We start from the raw sequence: 9,396 nt of genomic DNA, 5'->3' as shown, positions 1-9,396 counted from the left end.
AATAGGCCAATATGACCAGAACCCCTGCGCCGGACAGCCCAAAACCGGCCGATATCCGTCAAAAAATCGCGCCCACAACCCAAACTCGCGGAAACGCAGCAGGAATTTCAGCAGCCTGCTAACGCTTGGCGGGAAACATTGAGCGGCGACGCCTGAAGCGGTCACGCCCACCGATCGTCACAGCTCCGCCTTTCACGCCTGGACCGCTATGTCCTTGCCGTCTGCGCTGGCCTGGTCAGATGCCGTGAAGAAGGCGTCGGCATAGGCGTGCGCCGGGTCGAGGCCGCGGCGCGTCATGGCTGCGACCGCGTGGTCAACCAGGCTGGGAGAGCCGGCGACATAGGCTGTCACGCCCTCGAGCTTGGCGAGCGCTTCAAGGCGAGCGCTGAGTGGCGGCCCGTCGCTCAGCACAGGGATGTAGGTAAAATCGGCGAGCCGGTTGGCGAGCTCAGCGATCGTGGCTTCCTGATAGAGATTGTGCCGCGTCCGTGCAGCATTGTAGAGCCGGATCGGCTGTTTCAGATGCAGACGCGCGGCGCTGTGGAGGATCGACAGGATCGGGGCGAGCCCGGTTCCGCCCGCCACGGCGAGGATCGGCCCGGTCCGCCTTGCGCGCAGATGCGCCGTGCCCATCGGGCCACGCAGCCAGACGGGATCGCCCGATCGCAGCCCGCTCGCGACATGGCCGCTGGTTGCACCATTGGCGACATGCCTGATGTGGAACTCGAGAAGCGGCTCGCCAGGTTCGTTCGCCATCGAATAATTGCGCGGCGCACAGCCCGCGAAACGCAGTTCGGCATATTGGCCGGCCGTGAAGGCGAGCGGGGCCTCGTCCAGCTCCACGCGCAGGATCGAGATGTCCGGCGTCGGGCGTTGCAGCGAAACGACCCGTCCCGAAACCTCGCGCAAGGGATGTCCCGCCGTGTCGCTGCCAAGCCAGGCGACGCTGCAATCGCTGCGCGGCTGCGCGCGGCAGGCGAGAACGAAACCACGCTCACGATCCGCTGCGGTGAGGGCGAACGGCGTGTGGGGAAGCAGCTCGACGTCGCCCGAGAGAAGCCTCGACTTGCAGGCGCCGCAGCGCCCGACCTGGCAGCCATAGGGATAGGCGTACCCGGCAATCTGGGCGGCCTTCAGGATCGTCATATCCGCCGCGACGGTGATTTCGGTCGCGAGGTTGGCGATACGGACGGTGTGGTTTGCAGTCATTGAGCGGACACCTGCTGAGGCCCGAGCGGCGCTACCGCAACATCGGTCATTGGCGGCAAGAAGTGGCGCAGGCGCCGCGCCTGCTCGACTCGGTCGAGGCTGGACGCGCAGGTGATGCCCTCGACCGCGACCATGAGCCTTCGCCCTGACCGCCCTTCGGACTGAGTGATGACCGTCATCTGCGCCACCTCGATTGAACGAACATCCATGCGGTGCGGCTTCCCATAGTGGGAATGTCAAGCGGCTGAGGACTGTCGAGCGGAGAAAAATCCGGGCTTGACCTTGCCATATGGCAAGGACCGACACTGATTTGCGCTCATTCCTTCAGGAGAGGTTTTCTATGTGCCAAGCTCACCAGTCTCACGATCATGAGGTTGCTTCCGCTGCCGTTTCCGGTGTTTCCGTCCGTGTCGAAGACATGACCTGCGGCCATTGCGCCGGCACCATCAAGAGCGCGATCGAGAGCTCGATCCCCGGCGCCAAGGTCAACGCCAACCCGGAGGCTCGTCTCGTCTCGGTCGAAGGCGCCGACCTTGCCCGGGTTCGCGAGGTCATCGCGCAGGCCGGCTATACGCCGGATGCGGCTTCCGCCCACGCCTGAGTGTTCGAGGCCGGAAATCCGGCTTTCTCTCACGATCAGCATGACTCTTTGAAATGATGACAGCCGCGGCAAATGCCGCGGCTTTTTGCTTGGCTGGCGCTGTCGATTCTTCGCGCCTGTACCGCGGCGTTTCGGGATTTTGGGACTGATTGATCGTCGGGCGGCCTCCATCATCGACGCTGAACGGAGGCCGGCAGATCATACCCGATGCTCCCGCCGATCAGCCTGGACGAACAATCAGGCCCGGCGCTGGAGCGCCGGGCCTGATTTTGCGCGATATCGATGTCGGGAAGTTTCAGTTCATTCCAGACCTGGCGTCATCGTGTAGTAATTGATGAAGTGTGCCTTGTAGTTCTTGATTTTTGTCGCGTGGGCATCGTAGCTCGATTCATGGACAAGGAAGACGTTGATTGCGTCTCTTTGAATTTTTTCGCCAAGATTTGCGTACATCTTGAACCTGTCCACCTGATCCTTCGTGCCGTAGATCTTGCTGATCTCCGTGTCCATCTCAGGTGTGCAGTAATGCGCAATATTGAAGCTTCCCGAACATGAGTAATCGGCATTGATGAAGCCGATCGGCTCGGGAACGTCGGTCAGGTAACCACGCGACATGAAGGCCATGTCGAAATTGCCGGCGAGCATATCCGGCTCGATGGCCTTATATTCCGCCATCCGGATATCGACCTTGATCCCGACCTGTCCGAGCATCTCCTGCACCACAGCGGCGACATCCTTGAGCTCGACCTTGGACACATAGCCCCAGAGATTGAGGGTCAGGCTGCCCGGCTTGATGCCGGCTTCCGCCAGCAGCTTTTTTGCCTTCGCGGGATCATAGGACGGCTTCTGATTGGCAGGCGCCCACGGATCGGTCGTGCGGAACGGGCCCATGGCCGGCGTCGCAGCCCCCTCATAGACCGCGGCCGCAATCGCCGATGTGTCGATCGCGGCCTGGATCGCCTGTCGGACGCGGATATCGTCGAACGGCTTCTTCTTGTTGTTGAGGAGAAGCATGAGCGTGCGCGGTGCCTTGGTCTGCTCCAGCTTGACGTTCTTCAGGTTCTTGAACTGGCCGAGCGCGGTGGCCGAGATGATCCGGGCAATATCGGCCTCTCCGGTGCGAATCTGGGTGGCACGGCTGTTCGCATCGGAGATGAATTTGATCTCAGCCCCGTCGAGTTTTGGCTTGCCGCCCCAGTAGCTGTCATTGCGCTTGACGGTCATGCCCTGCTTGGCGTCGACGCGCGTGATGGCGAAGGGGCCGGTGCAGGTATTGATCGGGTTGACCTTGCCGTCCTTGTAGGCTGCCGGTGCCAGGATCGTCGTCGCCGGACTGGCCAACTGGCCGGGGAGGAAGACCGAGGGCTCGACTGTGGTGACGCGCAGGGTCTCGGCGTCGGACACCGCGACGGATTTGATGTTCTTCTTCGAGAAAGCCCGTGCCGGCACCTGCGCTACCAGCAACTGGTTGAGTGCGTTCGCCGCGGCTTCGGCCGTCAGGGGGCTTCCGTCTTGGAACTTGACGCCCTGGCGTATCTTGAAGTCCCATGCAGTGGGCGAAGACTGGCTCCATGCCGTGGCGAGCGAGGGCTTCAGTTCGCCGTCGAAATCAACCTTGGTCAGGCCCTCATAGCACCCCGAGCGACTGCCCAAATAGGCGTCGTCAGACGCCATGTCCCAGCCCGCGACGACATTCACAACCTCATTGATGGTGAGGGTTCCTGCGGCCTGGGCCGCGGTTGCCACAGACAAGGCAAGTGCTGAGGCAGCCAATATGGTCTTGCGATTGCTCATTCGTCGATCCCCTGTTTTATTCTGCTTATGGTTGCAGCAAGGCTGATCGTCCCGCGTCGGGGGAAGAATTTAATACCGTTCTGCGGGGAATTGGCCGCAGAACCAATCGTCCCTTTCGAACGCGCGCCGATAAGATGTCATGGGCCGGTCATCGCCGCATCAGGCGTCCCGGCCGTGCGATAGGTCACAGAGGTCAGATCGAGCTCTTCCCAGTGGTGGCAGCGGACGAGATGACCGCGACCGGCCTCGCGAAGCAGGGGCATCTCGCTGGCGCAAGGCTGTGTCGCAAAGCGGCATCGCGTCTGGAGCCGGCAGCCCGGCGGCGGAGCCAGCGGACTTGGCAGATCGCCCTTGAGATAGCTGGCTGCGCCGTCAAGACCGGTCTCGTCGATCAAGGCGGATGAGATCAGCGCGCGCGTATAGGGGTGGCGTGGGCGTGCGAAGAGTTCGTCCCGGTCGGCGATCTCGACGATCTGGCCGAGATACATCACGGCGATGCGGTCGCACATGTAGTTCACGACGCGCAAATCATGGGAAATCATCAGCAGCGTCAGGCCGAAGCGCTGCTTCAGGTCGACCAGAAGGTTCAGGATCTGGGTTCGCATCGAAGCGTCCAGCGCCGAGGTCGGTTCGTCGCAGACCAGGAACCGAGGTTTCAGCAGCAGGGCCCGTCCGATGACCACGCGTTGCAACTGTCCTCCGGAGCATTCGCGGGGATAGCGCTCGGCGAAGGAGGCATCGAGCCCGACCTCCTCGAGCATCTGCAACACCAGAGCGCGCAGGGTGTCACGCGTGCCGAGATTGTTCTGGATCATCGGCAGCAGCATGCTGTTGCCCAGCGTCATGCGCGGATCGAGGGCCGCATAGGGATCCTGAAAGACAAGCTGCATGGTCCGTCGCATGCGGCGCAGGTCCGGGCCATTCAGCGCCAAGACATTGCGCTGGTCGATCCTGGCTTCGCCGCCCGTCGCGGATGTCAGCCGCATCAGGACGCGGGCGATGGTGCTCTTGCCACAGCCGGACTCGCCGACGAGGCCCAGGACCTCGCCCTCGCGGATGGAGAAGGAGACGCCGTCCAGCGCCTTCAGGGAGAGCCCTGCGCGCATCATGTAGTGCTTCTTGAGGTCGGTGACTTCGACGAAGGGCCGGCCGGCCGGGGCTTGAGGCCGCGGCGCCATGTCGATGCGACTTTCAATCATGCGTGGACTCCACTGGTGGCCATCGCAGGATGGTCGTTGCAGGCCACGGCCCAGCATCGTGCCATGCAGGTACGGTCATAAGTGCTCAGCTGTGGCTCCTGCTCGAGGCAGTGCGCGGAAATGCCGTTGGCCGCGGCGGTTGGGCAGCGCGGCAGGAAGCGGCAGCCTTGCCCGGTCGCGAGCGCCGTCGGCGCCGCCGGAATCGAATAGAGCCGGCCGTTCTCGTCCGCCTTGAGCAGCGAGCACTGCACCAGCGCCCTGGTGTACGGATGGCGCGGGTGTTTGAGGATATCGCGAGCCGGTCCTTCCTCGACGATGCGGCCGGCATACATCACCGCGACGCGGTCGGCGATCGCGGAGACGATCGACAGATCATGGGTGATCAGCAGGATCGCGAGGTTCCGCTTTCGGCGCTGCTCGTCCAGCAGCTTCAGGATCTGCACCTGCACTGTGACGTCGAGCGCCGTCGTCGGCTCGTCCGCGATCAGGATCTGGGGCTCGCCGCTCATCGCGGCTGCCATCATCACGCGCTGCGCCATGCCGCCGGACAACTCATGTGCAAAGCAGTCGATCCGGCTCGCGGGAGCAGGGATGCCGACATCGGCGAGCAGTTTGATCACGCGCTCCTTGACCGAGGAACGGTCGGGGCGGCGGTGCTTCCAGAGCGCCTCCGCCACCTGCACGCCGACCCGCGACGTCGGATCGAGCATGGCCTGGGGCTGCTGGAAGATCATGGCGATGTGCCCGCCGCGCAGATGGTTCAGCTCGGCCTGGCTCATGCCAAGCACATCGCGCCCCCGAAACAGGACCTGCCCGCCAGTGATGCTCGCGGCTGATGGCAACAGGCGCATCAGCGACAGCGCGGTCATGCTCTTGCCCGATCCCGACTCGCCGACAAGCGCGACGATCTCGCCGCTCCTGAGCTGCAGGTTCAGGCCATCGATGATGGTCTTCGATGAACTCTTGCCGGGTACCGAAACGTGCAGGTTGCGGATATCGAGAAGCACGTCCCTGGCCGGCTCGGGTAGCGCGTCATCGGCAGCATCGGGAAGGCGCTGATCCATCTGTGACCCCTCTGTTCTGGTTTTTTGGTCGTTTCGTTGCTCGTGCACTCGCTCTTCGCGGTTCTGGCTATGGTGCTTTCCTATCTGCGTGCGGCACAGGCTCGTTCGTGCTTGAAGGGTCCGACGCGAGGGCCGATCGGGCGAACTGGAGGGCGGACTTGCGAATTCGTTTGGCCGCATCTTCCCCCATTCCGCGACCCTATCGGGCTTCTTTGAGTTCGAGGCCCTGACCGATCCAGGTCACGGACAGTGCCGTCAGGAAGATCGCCAGGCCGGGCACGATCACGAGCAGGGGCATCCGCTCGACATAGGGCTGAGCCTCGGCGAGCATCAGCGCCCAGTCAGCCTGGGGCGGTTGTACGCCGAGCCCGATGAAGGAGAGGCCGCCCACCGTGATCAGCTTGTGCCCGAAGCGCAGGAAGGTGATTGCCGCGATCGGCCGCAGGGTATTGGGAATGATATGCCGGACAATGATGAAGGTGCGCGAACAGCCCAGCACCTCGGCGGCGCTGATATATTCCTTGGCGCTGATCACGAGGGCCAGCCCGCGTGACAAGCGGGCGAACGGCGTCCAGCCGATGATCGTCAGGGATATGATGAGCGTGCCATAGCCTGGCCCGAGGATCGCGATGGCGAAGATGGCGATCACCACGTCGGGAAACGAGATCAGCAGATCGACCAGGCGCATGATGATTTCATCGACCCATCCGCCCGAGCGGGCCGAGATGATGCCGACCACGGTTCCGATGGTGACGCAGAGGAATAGCGTGACCATGGCGATCAGCACGGAAAACTGACCGCCGACCAGAATCCGGCTCAACAGATCGCGGCCAAGATGGTCCGTGCCGAGCCAGTGCGCTGCGCTCGGCGACGCCAGGCGGCGCAGCAGACTCTGGCTTGCCGGATTGTAGGGTGTCGCCCAGGGACCGGCGATCAGCAGGACGGCGATCAGCGCAAACAGCACGATCCCGACCGCGAAGGTCCAGTGGCGGCTGCGTGCGAAACTCACGAAGCGGCGAAAGGTTGAGGGGCGAGCAGCCACGGCGCGGCCGGCGAGCGGGGGCAGGGCGGTATCAGTGGACATGGCCCATCCGCACGACTGGATTCAGCAGGATGTAGAGCACGTCGGCGATGGTGTTGATCACGATCGACAGGACGACGATGCACATGAAGCTCGCTTGCAGCACGGGCACGTCGTTGTTCACCACGCCCTCGTAGATCAGCCTTCCCATGCCGGGGATCGAGAAGATGACCTCGACCACGACGGAGCCGCCGAGCAGGCCGGCAAGCCACAAGGCAAACAGCGTGACGACCGGCATCGATCCGTTGCGCAGCCCGTGGTGGACGACCGTTTGCCGCATGCTCAGCCCGCGGCTGAGCGCGGCGGTAATATAGGGCGCCTGCAGGACGTCGATCATCGCTGCGCGCGTGACGCGCGTGAAGTAGGCCATGGGGCGCAGCGACAGCACGAGGGCAGGGAGCACGATATAGGACGGACCTTGCCAGCCGGCGGACGGCAGGAGACCAAGATACAGCGAGAAGATCAGCACCGAGATCGGCGCGAACCAGTATTCGGGGATGGCGACGAGGGACTGCGTGAAGAAGGTGACGATGTTGTCCAGGCGTCCGCCCGGCTTCAGCGCCACAAGTGTTCCCATTGGAAGGGCCACGAGCAAGGCAAGGCCAAGCGCCGCCATCGCAAGGGTAAATGAGACGCCCAGCGACCGCAGCACTTCCTGCCCGACCGGCGCACGGCTGACGAAGGAATAGCCAAAGTCGCCGCTCAGTGCCGCCTTCAGCCAGGACAGGTACTGGATATAGAGCGGCTGTTCGAGCCCGAGACTTATGCGCAGGGCCTCAACGGCTTCGGTATCGAGCGCGACGTCTCCGATGCGAGACCGCAGGATCGTCCGTACGGGATCGCCGCCATTCATGTAGGGCACGATGAAGGCGAGCAGCGAAATGAAGACGCATGTCGCACAAAGCAGCGTGAAGCGTTTCAACGCGATCGTCCACATTCACGCGCCCCTTCCGTCCATGCGCCAGGCGGCAAGACCAATGATCTTGCCCCTGACCCCAATGTCGATCCGAACCGTCTCCGCCCAAGCGCAAACCACAGCATTAGCAAGGAACAGGCCACGGCATTCGGGCGCGGCGCGCATTCCAGCACAGCAGTGATCGCTCGACGCGTGTCAGGCGTAATTCCTGAAGTGTAGGTCGCAGCGATGGCGGCCGATGTCGTTCTCGATGACAGACCGACAACACCGTGCCGTTTTTACCCCTCGGCATGGCAGGCCATGCCGTCATCTGCGGCTCGCAGGATCGCACGGGCATTCCGATCGGGGGCGATGATCGCGGCAGGGCGACTGCCTCCGATGGGGCGATGATGCTGATGTGCCCCTCAGCGATGAAATAATGCAGAAACCCGCCGTGGAGGGGCCCTGCGTCAGAGCGCGCGGGCGCTGATCGCTGTGCCGAGCAGGGAGAGGTACTCAGCAGATCATGCCGTCTCGATCCGCTTCAGGCCCAGCGGAGGCGCTTTCCGGCCCCTCGCTTCGGCCAACCCTCCGGGGGGACCGGTGCGTGCGGCCGATCAAGGACCGGGGCGGAAGCGGGCAACCGGAAAGATGGTCCAATCCCGATGACGGCTTTGGCTCTAGCTTTGGACCTGTCGCAAGAACGTCTGGACGGCTCCACAGATGACATCGCCCGCCATCATACTGCTTCACCGCGCCAATGGTGCGCAGCCTGCCATCAGCCCCGGCACGGCGAGGCTAAGTGCCGCCGACCCATTTGCCGCAAGCCGCGAAATCGCCTGGACCGGCCCCGAATCCATGGCGGCGGGCCGCGCGGCATTCGAAGGGGCTTGCGAAAGCGCTTCGTTTCCTCACATCGAATTCGTGGTTGTGGTCGCTGGGCTGCTGCGTCTTGCCGAGACCGGCAAGACCGCCCTGGAGTTGACGCCTGGGCGCGGCGCCGTGATCGCGCGCGGGACCTCGCTGAAGATCGAGGCGGCGCCAGGCACTCGCTTCGTCTTCTGCGCCATGACCGGTGCGACCTCGGCTACGCCTGGCTTGCAGGAAATTCTGGCCGACGCGCCGCTCTCGCCCTCGGCGGCGCCGCCGGTCGAGATGCTCATCGGCCCGACGCCACAGTGCCGCAGCTTCAACGCCTTTACCGACGAGGCCTCGCGCTTCCGGGCGGGCACCTGGGATTCGACGCCCTATCACCGCATCTCGCGCCCGCATCGCGTCAATGAGCTGATGCACCTGGTCGCTGGCAGCGTCGAACTCACGGGAGCCGATGGCAGTATCACCCGTGTCGAGCAAGGCGACAGCGTCTTTGTTGTCCAGGATGCACCCTGCGCCTGGGAGAGCAGCGTTCATGTCGCCAAATTCTACGTCGTGCAGGAGGTCAGCGGCTAGATCATCGGACCGGATATCGTATCCGGTCCGATGATCTAGCCTTTTGTGTTTGCATCAGCTTTGCCCCGAAAACCGCAATCCACTTTTCGGGCCGATGCTTTAAGCCC

The 9,396-nt window shown here is 63.4% G+C and carries 9 protein-coding genes; 2 read left to right on the top strand and 7 right to left on the bottom strand.

The genetic code is table 11. The features are described from left to right. Positions 1-192: 192 nt before the first annotated feature. Together FG93_RS14930 and FG93_RS14925 are read right to left on the bottom strand one after the other, a co-directional pair. Entirely contained in the window at positions 193-1,209 is a 1,017-nt protein-coding gene (locus FG93_RS14930; protein WP_043235550.1) for a 2Fe-2S iron-sulfur cluster-binding protein, read from the bottom strand. Next, positions 1,206-1,418: a hypothetical protein gene (locus FG93_RS14925; protein WP_043235548.1), complete on the bottom strand. Its 213-nt coding sequence runs from the start codon at positions 1,416-1,418 to the stop codon at positions 1,206-1,208. Before FG93_RS14925 ends, FG93_RS14930 begins: the two co-directional genes overlap by 4 nt. Before the next feature lie 131 nt (positions 1,419-1,549). Here FG93_RS14925 and FG93_RS14920 point away from each other — a divergent pair, with 131 nt between their 5' ends. After that, positions 1,550-1,810 (top strand): heavy-metal-associated domain-containing protein, encoded by a 261-nt coding sequence (locus FG93_RS14920; RefSeq protein ID WP_043235547.1) that lies wholly within the window; start codon positions 1,550-1,552, stop codon positions 1,808-1,810. 300 nt (positions 1,811-2,110) lie between these two features. On the opposite strand, the gene FG93_RS14915 is transcribed toward FG93_RS14920, so the two are convergent. The 5 genes from FG93_RS14915 to FG93_RS14895 form a co-directional block, all read right to left on the bottom strand. Next, positions 2,111-3,601, bottom strand: a complete 1,491-nt coding sequence (locus FG93_RS14915; protein WP_043235544.1) for an ABC transporter substrate-binding protein — start codon at positions 3,599-3,601, stop codon at positions 2,111-2,113. Between the two features lie 137 nt (positions 3,602-3,738). After that, on the bottom strand, positions 3,739-4,800 hold the full coding sequence (locus FG93_RS14910; RefSeq protein WP_081881556.1) for an ABC transporter ATP-binding protein: 1,062 nt from the start codon (positions 4,798-4,800) through the stop codon (positions 3,739-3,741). Beyond that, complete coding sequence (locus FG93_RS14905; RefSeq protein WP_043235541.1) at positions 4,797-5,864, bottom strand: ABC transporter ATP-binding protein; 1,068 nt, start codon at positions 5,862-5,864, stop codon at positions 4,797-4,799. Before FG93_RS14905 ends, FG93_RS14910 begins: the two co-directional genes overlap by 4 nt. A gap of 199 nt (positions 5,865-6,063) precedes the next feature. Then, positions 6,064-6,948, bottom strand: a complete 885-nt coding sequence (locus FG93_RS14900) for an ABC transporter permease (protein WP_052513780.1) — start codon at positions 6,946-6,948, stop codon at positions 6,064-6,066. After that, the gene (locus FG93_RS14895; protein WP_043235540.1) at positions 6,938-7,882 is read right to left on the bottom strand and encodes an ABC transporter permease; all 945 of its coding nucleotides are present in this window, start codon (positions 7,880-7,882) and stop codon (positions 6,938-6,940) included. The genes FG93_RS14900 and FG93_RS14895 overlap by 11 nt, the downstream gene beginning before the upstream one ends. A 681-nt stretch (positions 7,883-8,563) precedes the next feature. On the opposite strand from FG93_RS14895, the gene FG93_RS14890 reads away from it, so the two are divergent. Beyond that, positions 8,564-9,289: a cupin domain-containing protein gene (locus FG93_RS14890; RefSeq protein WP_043235538.1), complete on the top strand. Its 726-nt coding sequence runs from the start codon at positions 8,564-8,566 to the stop codon at positions 9,287-9,289. The last annotated feature ends 107 nt before the right edge of the window (positions 9,290-9,396 follow it).

Origin of the sequence: Allobosea sp. LC85, from assembly GCF_000735605.1 — a bacterium.
Taxonomy (GTDB): domain Bacteria; phylum Pseudomonadota; class Alphaproteobacteria; order Rhizobiales; family Beijerinckiaceae; genus Allobosea.
Note: the sequence above shows the minus strand (reverse complement) of the source record. Positions and strands in the feature narration are given on the sequence as shown.